The organism is Glaciimonas sp. OK215, from assembly GCF_057787885.1.
This window is the reverse complement of record NZ_CM173544.1, coordinates 256,488-272,420: the sequence shown is the minus strand read 5'-3', so window position 1 is coordinate 272,420 and position 15,933 is coordinate 256,488. Positions and strand designations below refer to the sequence as shown.

At 56.0% G+C, this 15,933-nt stretch carries 15 protein-coding genes; 7 read left to right on the top strand and 8 right to left on the bottom strand.

Features of this window, described 5'->3' with window-relative positions; genetic code table 11:
- Window positions 1-2: 2 nt before the first annotated feature.
- The 6 genes from AC3CHX_RS01295 to AC3CHX_RS01270 form a co-directional block, all read right to left on the bottom strand.
- On the bottom strand, window positions 3-899 hold the full coding sequence (locus AC3CHX_RS01295) for a phosphoribosylaminoimidazolesuccinocarboxamide synthase (RefSeq protein ID WP_488631705.1): 897 nt from the start codon (window positions 897-899) through the stop codon (window positions 3-5).
- 146 nt (window positions 900-1,045) lie between these two features.
- Entirely contained in the window at window positions 1,046-2,110 is a 1,065-nt protein-coding gene (gene fba, locus AC3CHX_RS01290) for a class II fructose-bisphosphate aldolase (protein ID WP_488631704.1), read from the bottom strand.
- Between the two features lie 42 nt (window positions 2,111-2,152).
- Window positions 2,153-3,586: a pyruvate kinase gene (gene pyk / locus AC3CHX_RS01285; RefSeq protein WP_488631703.1), complete on the bottom strand. Its 1,434-nt coding sequence runs from the start codon at window positions 3,584-3,586 to the stop codon at window positions 2,153-2,155.
- A 95-nt stretch (window positions 3,587-3,681) separates the two neighbouring features.
- On the bottom strand, window positions 3,682-4,872 hold the full coding sequence (locus tag AC3CHX_RS01280; protein ID WP_488631702.1) for a phosphoglycerate kinase: 1,191 nt from the start codon (window positions 4,870-4,872) through the stop codon (window positions 3,682-3,684).
- Window positions 4,873-4,995: 123 nt separating this feature from the next.
- Window positions 4,996-5,319: an AzlD domain-containing protein gene (locus tag AC3CHX_RS01275; protein ID WP_488631701.1), complete on the bottom strand. Its 324-nt coding sequence runs from the start codon at window positions 5,317-5,319 to the stop codon at window positions 4,996-4,998.
- Window positions 5,316-6,170, bottom strand: a complete 855-nt coding sequence (locus tag AC3CHX_RS01270) for an AzlC family ABC transporter permease (RefSeq protein ID WP_488631700.1) — start codon at window positions 6,168-6,170, stop codon at window positions 5,316-5,318. Before AC3CHX_RS01270 ends, AC3CHX_RS01275 begins: the two co-directional genes overlap by 4 nt.
- Before the next feature lie 245 nt (window positions 6,171-6,415).
- On the opposite strand from AC3CHX_RS01270, the gene AC3CHX_RS01265 reads away from it, so the two are divergent.
- From AC3CHX_RS01265 to AC3CHX_RS01245, 5 genes are all read left to right on the top strand, one after another.
- A complete protein-coding gene (locus AC3CHX_RS01265; RefSeq protein WP_488631699.1) occupies window positions 6,416-7,336 on the top strand; it encodes a branched-chain amino acid transaminase in 921 nt (306 codons plus the stop codon).
- 120 nt (window positions 7,337-7,456) lie between these two features.
- The gene (locus tag AC3CHX_RS01260) at window positions 7,457-7,657 is read left to right on the top strand and encodes a zinc-finger domain-containing protein (protein WP_488631698.1); all 201 of its coding nucleotides are present in this window, start codon (window positions 7,457-7,459) and stop codon (window positions 7,655-7,657) included.
- 85 nt (window positions 7,658-7,742) lie between these two features.
- A complete protein-coding gene (locus AC3CHX_RS01255) occupies window positions 7,743-8,174 on the top strand; it encodes a YybH family protein (RefSeq protein ID WP_488631697.1) in 432 nt (143 codons plus the stop codon).
- A 138-nt stretch (window positions 8,175-8,312) separates the two neighbouring features.
- Complete coding sequence (locus AC3CHX_RS01250; protein WP_488631696.1) at window positions 8,313-9,335, top strand: YheT family hydrolase; 1,023 nt, start codon at window positions 8,313-8,315, stop codon at window positions 9,333-9,335.
- Between the two features lie 17 nt (window positions 9,336-9,352).
- Complete coding sequence (locus AC3CHX_RS01245; RefSeq protein ID WP_488631695.1) at window positions 9,353-9,949, top strand: DUF2946 family protein; 597 nt, start codon at window positions 9,353-9,355, stop codon at window positions 9,947-9,949.
- Window positions 9,950-10,012: 63 nt separating this feature from the next.
- On the opposite strand, the gene AC3CHX_RS01240 is transcribed toward AC3CHX_RS01245, so the two are convergent.
- Window positions 10,013-11,536, bottom strand: coding sequence for a beta-barrel assembly-enhancing protease (locus tag AC3CHX_RS01240; protein WP_488631694.1), 1,524 nt, complete (start codon window positions 11,534-11,536; stop codon window positions 10,013-10,015).
- 196 nt (window positions 11,537-11,732) lie between these two features.
- Between AC3CHX_RS01240 and moaC the strand changes: the two genes are divergently transcribed.
- Window positions 11,733-12,239 carry a cyclic pyranopterin monophosphate synthase MoaC gene (gene moaC / locus AC3CHX_RS01235; RefSeq protein WP_488631693.1) on the top strand — a complete coding sequence of 169 codons (507 nt, stop codon included), beginning with the start codon at window positions 11,733-11,735 and terminating at the stop codon, window positions 12,237-12,239.
- A gap of 236 nt (window positions 12,240-12,475) precedes the next feature.
- The gene (locus AC3CHX_RS01230; RefSeq protein ID WP_488631692.1) at window positions 12,476-13,357 is read left to right on the top strand and encodes a site-specific integrase; all 882 of its coding nucleotides are present in this window, start codon (window positions 12,476-12,478) and stop codon (window positions 13,355-13,357) included.
- A 456-nt stretch (window positions 13,358-13,813) separates the two neighbouring features.
- Here the strand turns inward: AC3CHX_RS01230 and AC3CHX_RS01225 are convergent, their stop codons facing one another.
- Entirely contained in the window at window positions 13,814-15,769 is a 1,956-nt protein-coding gene (locus AC3CHX_RS01225; protein WP_488631691.1) for a hypothetical protein, read from the bottom strand.
- Window positions 15,770-15,933 lie beyond the last annotated feature (164 nt).

The following is a 15,933-nucleotide window of genomic DNA, read 5'->3' as shown; positions in this document are numbered from 1 at the left end:
GTTTAATCCTTTAGCTTTTCACCGGTTAGGCTCTCCAGCGCTTCACGATACTTGGCGCCGGTTTTTTCTATGACTTCCGGCGGCAAGGCCGGTGCCGGCGCGGTCTTGTTCCAGCTGGTGATCGACTCCAGATAATCACGCACGAATTGCTTGTCAAACGAAGGCGGGGAAATGCCGACCGCGTAGCTGGCCGCCGGCCAGAAACGCGACGAATCGGCCGTCAACACTTCGTCCATCAAATGCAATTTGCCGTTTTGGTCGAGGCCGAATTCAAATTTGGTATCGGCAATGATGATGCCGCGTGTCGCCGCATACTCGGCGGCCGTCTTGTACAAGCGAATACTGATATCGCGGATCGTGGCGGACAGCTCGGTACCGATGCGGCGCTCCATATCGTCGTAGCTGATGTTTTCATCGTGCTCACCCATTTCAGCCTTGGCCGCCGGTGTGAAAATCGGTTCTTCCAGCTTGGCTGCCTGCTGCAATCCGGCGGGCAGCTTCACGCCGCAAATCGCGCCGGTCGTCTGGTAATCTTTCCAGCCCGAACCGATGATGTAGCCGCGCACCACCGCCTCGACCATGATCGGTTCCAGACGTTTGGCAACCACTGCGCGACCACGCACTTGCTCCACTTCATCGGGGGCGACCACGCTTTCCGGAGGAATGCCGGTCAGATGGTTCGGCACGATGCCAGACAGCTTCTCAAACCAGAAATCGCTCATCTGATTCAATACTTTGCCCTTGCCGGGAATCGGCTCATTCATCACGACGTCGAACGCCGACAGACGGTCGGTGGTCAGGATCAGAATTTTGTCGTCGCCGACGGCATAGTTGTCGCGAACCTTGCCGGTACCCAGCAGCGGCAATGAAGTAATGGAGGATTTGTACAGGCTAGTCATGGTTGTTCCAAAAGTAGAAACCAGGCGGGGAGGAATGATCACCGCCTGGTCGTTTAGTAGAACCTGCTGAATATCTTACTGCGCTCGTCAGCAAGGCGCATGTGCTGCTCTTCGCCTCGCTCGGGCTGCAGATCTTAAACAGGTTTTTATTGAACGATTTGCGCGAGTTCGCCTTTCTTGTATTTCTCCGCCATTTTTTCCAGCGACATCGGCTTGATCTTGGCGGCCTGACCTTCGCAGCCGAATGCCAGGAAACGCGCCTTGACCACCGCCTTGGCGGCTTCCCGTGCCGGTTTCAGGTAATCGCGCGGGTCGAACTTGCTTGGATTTTCAATCAGGTAACGCCGGATCGCACCAGTCATTGCCAGCCGGATATCGGTGTCGATATTGATCTTGCGCACGCCGTGACGAATGCCTTCCTGAATTTCTTCGACCGGCACACCGTAGGTTTCTTTCATGTCGCCGCCGAATTCGCGGATCTCTGCCAGCAACTCTTGCGGCACCGACGACGAACCATGCATCACCAGATGGGTGTTCGGAATACGTGTGTGGATTTCCTTGATACGCTCAATCGCCAGAATATCGCCGGTTGGCTTGCGCGAGAATTTGTAAGCACCGTGCGAAGTGCCGATCGCAATCGCCAGCGCGTCGCATTGTGTCTGCAAGACGAAATCCGCAGCTTGCGCGACGTCGGTCAGCAACTGTTCACGCGTCATCTTTCCGTCGGCGCCGTGACCGTCTTCCTTGTCGCCCATCATGGTTTCCAGCGAACCGAGCACGCCCAGTTCCGCTTCGACCGTGACGCCAATCGCGTGGGAGAACTCAACCACTTTGCGCGAGACTTCGATGTTGTATTCGTAGCTGGCGACTGTCTTGCCGTCTTCAGTCAGCGAACCGTCCATCATCACCGATGTGAAGCCGGAGCGAATCGCCGCCATACACACTGCCGGCGACTGGCCGTGATCCTGATGCATGACCACCGGAATGTGCGGATAGGCTTCGACCGCTGCTTCGATCAGGTGACGCAAAAACGCTTCGCCGGCATATTTGCGGGCGCCAGCCGAGGCTTGCATGATGACCGGCGCGCCGACTTCATCAGCCGCTTGCATGATCGCCGTGACTTGCTCCAGATTGTTGACGTTGAACGCTGGCAGACCGTAACTGTTTTCAGCTGCATGGTCCAGCAATTGACGCATGGATACGAGAGGCATGTTGATACTCCGATAGTAATAAAATTAGTTTTCGTGGCGAATTCAGGATTCGCCAATCTTCATTATCTTGAGTGCATTGGTACCGCCGATTTGTCCCATCGGCTCGCCCCATGTAACCACCACCAGGTCACCGGCTTGCACCACACCCTGCGCCAGCAACAGTTGCTGCGCGTCGTTCAGGACCGCTTCGCGGTCATCCGACTGGGCCAGTTCCAGCGTCGTCACGTTGCGATACAACGCCGCCTTGCGGCGCGTCTTGACGCTGGGGGTGATCGCGAAAATTGGAATGTCGATGTTATGGCGGCTCATCCACAACGCCGTCGAGCCGGATTCAGTCAGCGCCGCAATCGCCTTGACGTGCAAATGATGCGCGGTGAACAGTGCGCCATACGCAATCGACTGGTCGATCCGGGTAAAGGTAACATTCAGAAAATCGGCGTCGAGTTTGCAGTCTTCCGATTTTTCCGCTTCCAGACAAATTGCCGACATTGCTTCCACGGTCTCAACCGGATAGCGGCCGGACGCGGTTTCGGCCGATGTCATGACCGCATCGGTGCCATCCAGTACCGCGTTGGCAACGTCGGACACTTCGGCCCGGGTCGGTACCGCGTTGACGATCATCGACTCCATCATTTGCGTCGCCGTAATCGTCAGCTTGTTCGATAAACGGGCCATCTTGATCATGCGCTTTTGCAGCGCGGGAACCGCGGCATTTCCGACTTCCACCGCCAGATCGCCGCGCGCCACCATGATGCCGTCGGAGGCATCCAGAATTTGCTGCAGCGCCGGAATCGCTTCAGCGCGTTCGATCTTGGCGATCATCATCGGCTTGTGATCGTAAGCTTCACCGGCGACGTTGGCCAATTGCCGCGCCATTTCCATATCGGTCGCATTTTTAGGGAACGACACCGCGACATAATCCGCCTGAAAACTCATTGCGGTCTTGATGTCGTCCATATCCTTGGAAGTCAGCGCTGGCGCCGACAGACCGCCGCCCTGGCGGTTGATGCCCTTGTTGTTGGACAGCTCGCCGCCGACTTTGACCACGGTGTGTATCTGATTGCCGATGATCTTCTCAACCACCAGCACGATCAGGCCATCATTCAACAGCAGCACATCGGCGCTCTTCAGATCGCGCGGCAGTGCCTTGTAGTCGAGACCGACCCGGTCCTGATTGCCCAGTTCGCAATCGGCATCGAGAACGAATTTAGCGCCATTCGTCAGCTCGATCTTGCCCTGCTCAAATTTGCCGACACGGATTTTCGGACCCTGCAAGTCAGCCATGATCGCCACCTGGCGGCCGCATTTTGCCGCTACTTCACGCACCAGCAGGGCGCGATCAATATGGTCTTGCGCCTTGCCATGCGAAAAATTCAACCGCACCACATCGACGCCGGCGTTAAACATCCGCGTCAATGTGTCAGCATCACTCGACGCCGGTCCGATAGTGGCAACGATCTTGGTAGCTCTTTGCATGACAACCCTTATGTGGACTGAGTATGTAAAACCACTATTTTAATGTCCAGTGGCCTGAGAAAACGCGGCAGCGACGGTCACCGCCCCGTTTGTCCTTAGCCCGCGCGTTGCTGCAGGATCTCGACTGCCGGCAATGCCTTGCCTTCCAAAAATTCCAGGAAAGCGCCGCCGCCGGTCGAGATATAACCAATCTTGTCGGCAATCCGGTATTTGGCAATCGCCGCCAGCGTGTCGCCACCGCCGGCAATCGAGAATGCTTTCGAGTGCGCAATTGCCAGCGCCAGCACCTTGGTACCTTCGCCGAACTGATCGAACTCAAACACGCCGACCGGGCCGTTCCACACCACGGTGCCTGCCTGCGCAATTTGCGCAGCCAGTATCGCTGCGGTTTTAGGACCGATATCCAGAATCATGTCGTCGTCTTCAACGTCTTTGACATCTTTCACAGTCGCCGTCGCCGCCGCCGAAAATTCTTTGGAACACACCACATCAACCGGAATCGGCACCGAGGCGCCGCGCTCGGCCATCATATCGATGATGGCCCTGGCTTCGCCTACCAGATCGACTTCCGCCAGCGACTTGCCGATTTTAAAGCCAGCTGCCAGCAAAAACGTATTCGCAATACCGCCGCCGACGATCAGATTATCAACCTTGTCGGCCAATGCCTTGAGTATCGTCAGTTTGCTCGACACCTTGGAGCCGGCAACAATCGCCACCAAGGGGCGGGCCGGCTGATTCAGTGCCTTGCCCAACGCATCCAGTTCGGCTGCCAGCAACGGTCCGGCACAGGCGACCGGCGCAAACTTGGCGATGCCGTGGGTGGTGGCTTCAGCCCGGTGGGAGGTGCCAAACGCATCGTTGACATAGATGTCGCATAGCTTGGCCATCTTTTGCGCCAAACCGTCGTCATTCTTTTTCTCACCTTTGTTGACGCGGCAATTTTCCAGCAATACCACCTGACCGGATGCCACCTCGACGCCATCAAGCCAGTTCTGCCGCAATTCGACCGGCTGACCTAACAGCTCTGACAAACGGGCGGCAATCGGTGCCAGCGTGTCCGCCGGCTGGAAATCGCCTTCGGTCGGACGCCCCAAATGAGACGTGACCATGACCGCAGCGCCGCCATCCAGCGCCTGGCGGATCGCCGGTATCGAGGCGCGGATGCGGGTATCTTCGGAAATACTGCCGTCATTATTTTGTGGCACATTCAAGTCGGCGCGGATAAATACGCGCTTGCCTTGCAGTTGGTGTTGCGCGATCAAGTCGCTCAGTCGATTGAATTTCATGTCGATCAGGCAGATGTGTGGGAGGAAAAGGCGCTATTTTACCCCACTCGTCCCTATCAAAACACCGTTTTGGCTAGTCTTGCCAAGTGGCAACACAATGCAGTAGCGCATAGCCGCAGCAAACTACATAGTCAGCCGCAGTACGGTAAATAGTCCCATGCCAAGTATCAATGTCGTCAGCATACGCCGTGTCCACAAGAAGAAAACCACCGCGCCAATTCCGGCCAGCAGTTTTAGATTGTCCATACTCAGGCTCAGGGCGCCGTTCGCCAGCACCAAATCCGGTATCACGATAGCCGCCAGCGCTGCAGCCGGGGCAAAACGTAATGCGTGTTGTACCTTTGGCGGCAATTTGACAGCATGCCCAAGCAAGAAGAACGGACAGCGCGTGACGATGGTGGCCAGCGTCAAACAAGCGATGGCTATCCAGATGTCGAGTTCGCTCATGTCCGGTCCTGAATGTCTGAAATGCCTGATTTATTTTGCGCCTGTCGCTTTTCGATCCAACTGTCGACCAGCACCGCCGCAATCATTCCCAGCACTACGCCCAACAACAGACCAAGTCGATACGGCAAACCAAATGCCAGCACGGCAACCGACCCGGACACCGCGACACCGACCAGTGCAGCCTTGTTGATCGTCATTGGCACCAACACGGTCAGCAGCGCCAGCGTACCCGCAAAACCGATACCCCAGCTAGCCGGAATATAGCCTGCCAGTACAATGCCGACGATGGTGCCGACCTGCCAGGATAGCCAACTGGCCTGGCTGATACCGGAAAAGAAGGCCATCTTCTCTTCCACAGGCGCATTACTCTGCAGCGGATAGCGCTGCGGAAAGTACGCCATCGCCAGGTCGGTATTCAGATAGCCATGCCAAAGACGACGATGCCACGGCAAATGCGCAAAATGCGGTCCAATCGCCGCACCAAATATCAGGAAGCGCAAGTTCACGACGGTCGCCGTCAAAAAAATCACCAGCATCGGCACTTGTGCAGCGATCAACGGCAATACAACCAACTGCGCCGAACCGGCATATACCAGCAATGTCATGCCGAGTGCATGCCACAGCGTGAGCCCGGACTTCACCATTGCCATCCCGGTTACCGCGCCCCAGGCGGCAATGCCGGCCAGCGATGGGGAAACCAGGCGTAATGCATTCCGATAGGCGAGTTTTTGTGCTTGATACGCGCTTACCGCGACATCTGCACGCACATTCGCGCGCACCGTGTCGGCCTCAGCGCGATCGGTACTGTCGCGCTGCGATGTGACCGGTTTGCTGTCTTGCTGCTGATTCATGCTATTCCGGGTGGGATCAAGGGCGCGCAGGGGATACACGAAGTGAGATGAGCGGCCCCAACCCATGAAAGGGAAAAATATTATTTCGGCAACTCTTATCACTAACAATAATGCCCTGCTGAAACTATCATTCTACAGAGTTCAGGCGTTCTGAATCCGTTAAAATGTCGGATTAATGCTGTTGATTGTCGTTGGGGAATGCGACTTCAGCATCCCTAAATAACTGAATTACCGGAGATTTCACTATGTCCATGGCAGACCGCGACGGGAAAATTTGGAAAGATGGCCAACTGATAGACTGGCGTGAAGCCAATATTCATGTGCTAACGCACTCGCTGCATTACGGCATGGCAGTCTTTGAAGGTGTACGTGCCTACAAAACCGCGCAAGGAACAGCGATTTTCCGCCTGAAGGAACATACCCAGCGCCTGCTGAACTCGGCCAAGATTTTCCAGATGAACGTCCCGTACGACCTGCAAACCCTGATCGATGCGCAAATCCAGGTTGTCCGCGAGAACCAGTTGGATTCCTGCTACATGCGACCGCTGGTCTGGATCGGATCGGAAAAACTCGGCATCGCCGCCAAGGGCAACACCATCCACGTCGCCATCGCAGCCTGGCCATGGGGCGCGTATCTGGGCGAAGACGGTCTGGCCAAGGGCATCCGCGTTAAGACCTCATCATTCAGCCGGCATCACGTCAATGTTTCACTGGTGCGCGCCAAAGCCAGCGGCTATTACATCAACTCGATCCTGGCCAATCAGGAAGCGCTGACCGACGGCTACGACGAGGCCTTGCTGCTGGATACCGACGGCTACGTATCGGAAGGTTCAGGCGAAAACGTCTTTATCGTCAAGAACGGCAAACTCTATACACCCGACCTCGCCTCCTGTCTGGACGGCATCACCCGCGACGCCGTGTTGACCCTGGCACATGACAGCGGTATCGAAGTCATCGAAAAACGCATTACCCGCGATGAAGTCTATTGCAGCGACGAAGCCTTCTTTACCGGCACCGCTGCCGAAATCACACCGATCCGCGAACTCGACAACCGCACCATCGGCGAAGGCAAACGCGGCCCGATCACAGAACAAATCCAAACCATGTTTTTCGATGTGGTCGCCGGCAAATCGTCCAAACATCGGGAATGGCTGACGATGGTTTAAATCCACCCGGCACAACATACAACAACACCCTGCTTGCGTAGAAAATCGGGGAAGTGGAAAACCCATCTCTTTTTTGCGCAAGCCCATCACAATTGAGCAGTTAGCAATCCGGAGAATCAAATGAGTACAGTAACAAGCCCGCAAGCAGTAGTCGAACTCGATGGCAAAGACTTGCCAGCGCATTGCCCCAACCCGCTGATGCCGATATGGTCTTCACATCCACGGGTGTTTCTGGACATGACCAAGACCGGCAGCGCCAAATGTCCGTATTGCGGTACGCAATATCGCATGAAGCCGGGCGCCGTCATCAAGGGACACTGATCGGACTCTGACCTGATTGCATAAAGGGGGCAGTGCTCCCTTTTCGTTTTTCAGAATCTGGCTTTTGTTGCAAACAGGAGTAAGCATGCCACGCGCAAAAATACTGCACGGCTCAGCCGATGACACCGAAACCGCTTTCTACGATGCGCTTAGCCGCGCCGACATTGAGGCCATGATGGCGTTATGGGGAGATGACGAAGAGATCGTCTGCGTCCATCCGGGCACACCGCGACTGGTCGGACACGCTGCGATCCGGAGCGCATTTGAAACCCTGTTCGAGCGCGGTGGCGTGCATATCCGGACACGGCAGGTGCACGTCTCGCACAATATGTCGACCAGCATTCACAACCTGATCGAAGACGTCAATCGTAGCGGCGATCAGGGACAGGAGATGCATATCCTGACCAGCAACGTGTACATGAAAACGCCGCGCGGCTGGCGCATCGTGTTGCATCACGCCTCAGTTGCACCAGGACAAGCACCGGAAGATATCCTGGCGGCAAACCTGCTGCACTGAATATACTCATCAAATCATTCGCCTGTTTAATTGTTGCGCAAGTCCGACAATTTAAGTGGCCATTGGGGGGCGATCAGCAGTACGATAGAGCCGTAGCTGCGCCAGTAGCATAAACGCAATTTAACCGGCAGCATCAGCATGGCCTCCGCCCTTACCAGCATTTACACCGCCCCGCTATGGCTACCGGGCGGTCATCTGCAAACCATTTATCCACCGACTTGCATCAGCAAACCCACAGTCGCTTATAGACGCGAGCGCTGGAATACCCCGGATGGGGATTTCATCGATATCGACTTCGTCGACGGCCAGCCGGGAAAGCCGATGGTGGTGCTGTTTCACGGGCTGGAGGGTTCATCCGACAGCCATTACTGCCGGGCATTGATGGCACTTGCGGCATCCCTCGGCTGGTCCGGGGCAGCCCCGCATTTCCGCGGTTGCTCCGGTGAAATCAATCTGGCGCCACGCTTTTATCACTCTGGTGACACGCTTGAAGTGGACTGGATTTTGCGGCGGCTGGCGGCCTCCCGTGTGCAAAAACAATTCAGCAAACTGTACGCTACCGGCGTCTCACTCGGCGCCAATGCCTTATTGTGCTGGCTCGGCGAATCGCAACAACAAGCCGGCATCGTCGATGCTGCCTGCGCCATTTCGGCGCCGCTTGATCTGGCAGGCGGCGGCATGGCCTTGTCGCACGGCATCAACATGATCTACACGCGGGTTTTCCTGCGTACCATGAAAACCAAATCGCTCGATAAACTGGCGCAATTCCCACGCCTGTTCGATCGCGAGCAGATGCTCAATGCGCGCGATTTGCATGCCTTCGACAATGTCGTCACCGCGCCCCTGCATGGTTATCGCAACACCGAAGATTACTGGGATCGGGCCAGCGCGAAACACGTCTTGAACGACATCGTGGTGCCGACACTGGTACTCAATGCCAGGAACGACCCCTTTCTGCCACCCCGCCATTTACCCCGCAGCGCCGCCGCAAGCGTCACGCTGGAATATCCGGCGCAAGGCGGCCACGTAGGCTTCCCGGTCGGCCCGCCGCCAGGCCGCGTCGACTGGCTGCCGCAACGTATGGTGCAGTTTCTGTTGGCGGCTTCGAACGGCGCACCAGCAAACCGGACACGCAACGATCCACAATACATAGAGAGCTAATCAAGGACTGAATCAGCATGGATGAAATCGTCAAAAAGGCAATGAGCAAATGGCCCAATGTGCCAGCCTGCTTCGGCTGGCTCGCGCTGGACGCCCGTGGCGCGTGGCGCATGCGCGATGAACAGACCCAACTGCATGATCTGCCGGGCGACAAGATCATGCACACCGCTTTGCGCGCCTTCATCAACCGTAACTACAGCGTTGACGAACAAGGCCGCGGCTATTTTCAGAACGGCCCGCAGTGCGTGTATGTCGACCTGGCACTGACGCCGTATATTGCCCACACCGATCCGTTGCTGGGCATGGTGTTACAGACCGGCGAAGCATTAAGCGCGATCGATAGCGTCCTGTTGACGGAACAAGGACAACCGTTATTTGTCGCCGGCAACAAGCTGGCCGCGCTCGATGACCGCGACATCGCGGAATGGATGAGCAGCTTGCGCATGAACGGTGAAGCCGTCACCGATGAGCGCCTGCTGGAATGGCTGGCGTCACCGACAGATCTGGATACGCTGACTTGGCAATATCAGGAGAACACGCTCGCAGTGGAGCGAACCACGCTGGCCGGCCTGCCCGCCAGATTCAACTTTGAGCAACGTCCGCGACAGTCTTAAGAGTCGCTGGAAAAATAACCGGATCGCATAACGGAAAAAATAAACGACATCATCTTGCGCTTTTCAACGCTGTTTCGCTTCCGCCTGCTCATCTTTCCAGCGCTCCTTCAACTCACGCTCGCGCGCATCGATCACGGCCTGATCGTAGAACTGTGCATCCGGTGCCTTGCGCGCGATATCCAGCTGAATAATGGCGGCAGGCAAGCTGCCGGTCAGTGCATACGATTCTGCCAGCGCCATGTGCTGTAGCGCTTGTTTACCTTGCGCCGCATAAGCCTTGGCGAGTAAATCCTGTACGTCGGCGTCCTGCCGGTACATCTGCGCTTGTTCGCGCAGATTACTGGTGGCTTGGTCCAGTTGCCTGTTGGCGATCAAGGCGTTGGCGTATTGGTGTGCCATGCTGCGTGACAGCGGGAACTGATCGAGTGCGGCGGTTGTCAATTTCAGCGCCTCCGCCGACTGATTCGATGCCAACTTGAGCTCGATGCCGAGGTCGCTCAACACCAGATTCGGCCTGGCCGGTGCCGCCGCCGCACTCGCCTCTGCCAACAGACGTTCGGCCTGATCGTATGCCCCCTGTTTCAGCGCGATAAAAGCCATGCCGTATTTGGCAGCGACTGTTTGCTGCTTGATATTTTGTCGGAGTTGATTCTCAAAGAGCAACCGTGCATCGCGCAAGCCTTTTTCGGAACTATCCTGCAACACCCGCACGCGCGCGCGGATCAGCTGAAAATCCAGACTATCGGCGCGTTGCCGGTAACGTTGGTCGCGTATCCGCGCCTCGATATCGGCGATCCGTTCAGTGGTTAAAGGATGGGTCAACAGATACGGCGGCACCGCATCGGAATAATTGCGCGCAGCCGATTGCATACGACCGAAAAACGCCACCATGCCGGAAGTGTCAAAACCGCCTTCACCCAAAATCGCCAGGCCAACCCGATCCGCTTCACGCTCGGCGTCACGACTGAAACTGAGTTGCCGCTGCATCGCAAAACCAGTCCCGCCCATCATGATCGCAGCGCCGGCATCGGCGCTACCACGCGTTGCCAGCGCGCCCAACAGCATCGCCGCCAGCGCCAGCATAGAATCGTTCTTTTGCTGACCCAACATGCGCGCAATATGGCGCTGGGTGACGTGCCCGATTTCATGCGCCAGCACAGAAGCCAATTCGGACTCGCTCTGCGCCGCCAACAACAAACCGGAATGCACACCGATGAAGCCGCCCGGCAATGCAAAGGCATTCAATACCGGGTCACGTACCGCAAAAAAGAAAAAATCGAAATTTGCTTCACCGCGCACAGCCGGTCGCGCCGACACCAGCGTACCGCCAAAATTACTCAGATATTCCAGCAGCGGTCCATCGTTCATGTAATCGCGATCGCGACGAATATCACGCATGACTTCCTCACCCAGCTTGCGCTCCATCAACGGCGACAACGAGCCGCGGTCGGCATCGCCCAGTACCGGCAAATTCTGGGCCGCTGCAAGCGCGGGAGCCAATGCCGCCGGCACGCCGCCGCAAGCGGATAGCAGCGCGGCAAGCAATACTCGCCGTAAGCGCGGTAGTAGGAGCAATGGGCTATGCATGGCGTAAAAATGCAAATTTCGCAAAGGTTAAAAAAAGGGGGGAGAGGATGCAAAAACACGATGCTATGATACTAACAGACGACGATTGTTCCCTTGCCGGCAGCCCGAGCGGGTCGCCACAGAACAGCGAAAACCCTCTTTGATCGAAGGTCATCGTCAACTCAAAGTAGCCTCCCCTAATTCGATAAGCGCAGCCATGACCAACAAAACCCCCACAGCATCCCCTCTGACCCACTTCGACCAGACCGGCCAGGCGCACATGGTCGACGTCGGCGCCAAACAGGACACGCACCGCATCGCCGTCGCCAGCGGCACCATCCGCATGAAGCCCGAAACTTTAGCGCTGATTGCGTCCGGCAGCGCAAAAAAAGGCGACGTCCTCGGCATTGCGCGCATCGCCGCCATCATGGCCACCAAACGCACCAGCGACCTGATCCCGCTGTGTCATCCGCTGGCATTGACAAGGGTCAAGGTCGATTTTGCGATTGACGCCGCGCATTCCAGCATCAGCTGCACCGCGCAGGCCGAAACGGTCGGTAAGACCGGCGTTGAAATGGAAGCACTGACCGCCGTACAGGTCGGCTTGCTGACGATTTACGATATGTGCAAGGCGGTGGACAGAGGGATGGTGATGACGGATGTGCGGGTGCTGGAAAAGCATGGCGGGAAGTCGGGGGATTGGACGGCGGCGATAGATAAGTAATTGATTCGCATGGATAATATTTCTTCGATCAATCTCTTTTGAACGCTTCTATTAGTCCAATGCCCTGCCCATTTCCTGGAGCATTTTTTAGCTAAAATCAATTCTTGTCCCACGCTTGTCCCAATGGGGAGCGTATGGCATCAATTAGACAACGGTCGGGCGTATGGCAAGCCCGAGTAAGACGTAAGGGATTTCCTGAGGAAGTAAACTCATTTCCCACCAAAGCAGAAGCACAAATGTGGGCCAGAAGCATTGAGTCCTCAATGGATAAGGGAGCGCACCAGAGCCTTGGCCAATCGAAGGATTTTTTGCTCACCGATGTGCTTCAGCGCTACATGCAAGAGGTCACGCCGTCAAAGCGCGGGGCCAAGCGAGAAGCTGAAGGCATCCGCTTTATGCAGCGTCAGAAGATGGCCGCATACAGCATGGCAATGCTAACCCCTTCGGTTATCGCAAGTTACCGGGACGAGCGTCTTAAGACCGTATCCGCTGGCACAATCATTCGAGAGTTATGCATTCTTTCTAGCATCATCACGCATGCTCGGAAGGAATGGAGCCTCGCCATTGCAAATCCTTGTGCGTTGGTTCGTAAGCCTCCGGCACCACGTGGAAGAAGCCGCCTATTGATCGCTGACGAAGAGGCAAAGCTTTTGGATGAACTGCGACCTATTGGACGGCGCAGCCCGTGGATGGCTCCGCTAGTGATGTTGGCGCTGGAAACAGCTATGCGGCGTGGAGAGCTACTTACGTTACGCTGGGAAAACGTTAACATCCAAAGTCAAACCGCATTTTTACCGATGACCAAGAATGGAACAGGTAGAACAGTGCCCCTTTCCAAGAAAGCGGTAGCGGTCATCGTAGGCTTACCCCGCACCTCCGACGTGCGAGTAATTCCACTTTCAGAGATGGTGATGGAGAACGCATTCCGTAAAGCCTGCGCACGTGCAAATATTACCGGCCTGCATTTTCACGATTTACGTCACACTGCTACCAGTCGCTTGGCAGAGAAGTTGCCGAATGTGATTGAGTTAGCAGCGGTCACAGGGCATCAAACGATACAAATGCTCAAGCGCTATTACCACCCAAACCCGGAAGCTCTAGCAAAGAAGCTGGGCTAAACGCACACTCAGTAAAGGGCATTGAAAAGAGACAGATAGCGGTCGTGTTCGCGCGCTGATGTAGGCGGCCGCTTTTACTGCCCGTGCTATGCCTGCGGCTGCATAGGAAGGCACAGGGGCATTCACAAATGCTGGAGGCACATCGAATACCCGAGGACAAGCTCGTGGCTCCTGCGTCGATTTGGCGCGTCCTGCTGGACTGGTGCTTGGCCATATCGGGCATGCGGGCCTTGCTGTTGCGGCTGGGTGCTGCTTGTCCGCGTTTTGGCGCTGGCAGGTCCGATAGAAAACACAATGTAGATGCTTCTTCGATAGCCTATGCCATGCCCGCCGAAAGACCTCTGTTATAGAAGAACGGGTTCTCCTAACACGCGGGTCTCTCGCGGCAGGTGTTATTTATCTGCCACTGATGCCGACGTTGCCCTACGGGTAACATACCGCTGCAAGTGCATTTCCTTAAGCGGCGAGCAGAAGCGACTGCATGAATCGTTCGTCGTGAACTAGGTACTTCATCCTGCCAGCTTTGCCCAACTGGTCGGCAGTCTTCAGCGACCATCCTAACGGCTTCAGTGTGTCTTCAAGCGCGGCGTAATTGTGGCTCAGCTTGCGGGTTGGAATTCCCGTAATGCCCTGAATATCTTCCGCGCTTATGTACATGCGCTTGCTCATCATCGCTAGATTCACAAGTGCCTTCCTGCCTTCTACCGGCTCGGCAGTTAAGCAAGCTGGCAGTACAGCGGGTACTGGCATCGGTGCTTGAGGGAACAATAGGGCCATGCTCGGCACAAGCATGCGTGGCTCCATCGTCAGAAACAGTTTCATGGCATGGCACTTGCCCTCTCCGTCCACACTCCTCGCGGTGCCACGCATGGCGAGTTGCTTAACCCACCGTAGAACGTTCCCATCATGCACCTGCCTGTACAGTCCTGCAGGCGCGTACGTGTCGCTGAAGCGCCTATGCCCTTCAGCGGACTTTAGTCCCTCAACGCTGAGAGACCGCTGTGACCATCCGTGAGTCTGGGCAATCGTAGCCGTGCGGGGCAGATAGAATTCGCCGAACATGAATACATGAGTCTTTTCTCTGAACTTGTTGGAGCCTACGCCAGCACCCCAGTTCTGGGTATTCACCTTGCGGCCTTCCCAGTCCACCGGGTCCGCTGGGTCTTCTGGCGGCGCACCGATAAGTTCCAGCGTTAGCACATCTTTATGCACAACGACAAGCACATCGTCTCCAGCTTTGGTGTTGGCAAGCACGGACTCTCTGATGTACTGCCCGTACTCCCGGCTTGTAGTCGCTATCTTAAGAAAGTCCCCGGGCCTATTGAACTTCTTCGGCATGTCCATGCTGAAGACGCTTAGACGTTCATGGTTCACATTCAGAACTGGTACGGAGATTACGTCCGGATTCAGCGTCACTAGCCCCGCTAACTCGCTCGTGGCATCCAGCAGAACGAAGCCGGGATAGTCCGTACCGAGGTGCAAATTGTACGCAACGAATTGGCAATCAAAGCGAGAGTAGAACACACGACCCTGCGATGCTGCGCGAAGGAAGTCGACAACATTCTGTAACTTTTTCAGTTCAACGTGCCTAGCTGCATTGGAGGTCACCGGGTCAGTCATGTCCCACAATAATAGCCCGGCATCATCATCGAAGGTATGCGCGACTTCTTCCGGGATCAATGCAGCAGGGACATAACGCTGGCCCTGGCTGTCGGTAATACGGGACATCACGCACGCAGCAGCGGTTAAGACTGGGAGCCATGCGTGCTTCGGATCGTGCTTCAATAATTGATCGTGGAAGCCCTGCACAGCCCCCGGCGTAACATTCAATTGCGTCACGAGGTCGGGGTGCTCGTCAATGAATACGATGCTGCGCGGTCGGCCGAAGAAGTGCAGAACGCCCTCAGACTTCCCTGTCTCCAATTCACACTCCAAATGTTTGTGCGTCACAATCAGAATGCGTCGTGCTCCAAGGGTGGCCTTATCCACGAGGCGTGTAGGGATGAATCCCAGTTCGTCGAACGCGCGACCACGATCTACACCCTTGTGCTTGTGTAGCGAACTCCATAGCACTGTGCTGTCTTTGCCGGTAAGCATCTCGATGCCATCCTGTGCTTCTATAGCCATCTTAATCGTAGGCACGCAGTACGTTGCGGAGAAATTAATGTCATTCAGAGCGAACGCGGCAATCAAGGCATAAGCCGATGAAGACTTGCCTAGTCCTGTGCTGAGTGGCACGGCCTGCACTTTGGTCTTACCGCTGCCGCCTTGTACGTTCTGGATAGCCTTTAAGGCAGCGTCGAGTACGATCTTGGAAACCTTGTGGTCAGTGCTATTCAATTCACGACCGTGCATGCGTATTTGGTGTTCCCGCATCTCGTAGAAACGGTTTGATAGGAAGCGATAATCCATCGCTGTTCTCCTTGGTTAGATTGGTTCATGCGCAATTGCGCGCGGGATTGCCATAGCTAGCGCTATCGGGCGGTGCTGCTTGGTGCTGGGTATTACGGGTGGGAGTTGCGCGGTACTGCTAGATGCTGCGGATGGTTGACTCTGGATGTTGCGGAACTGCGGGC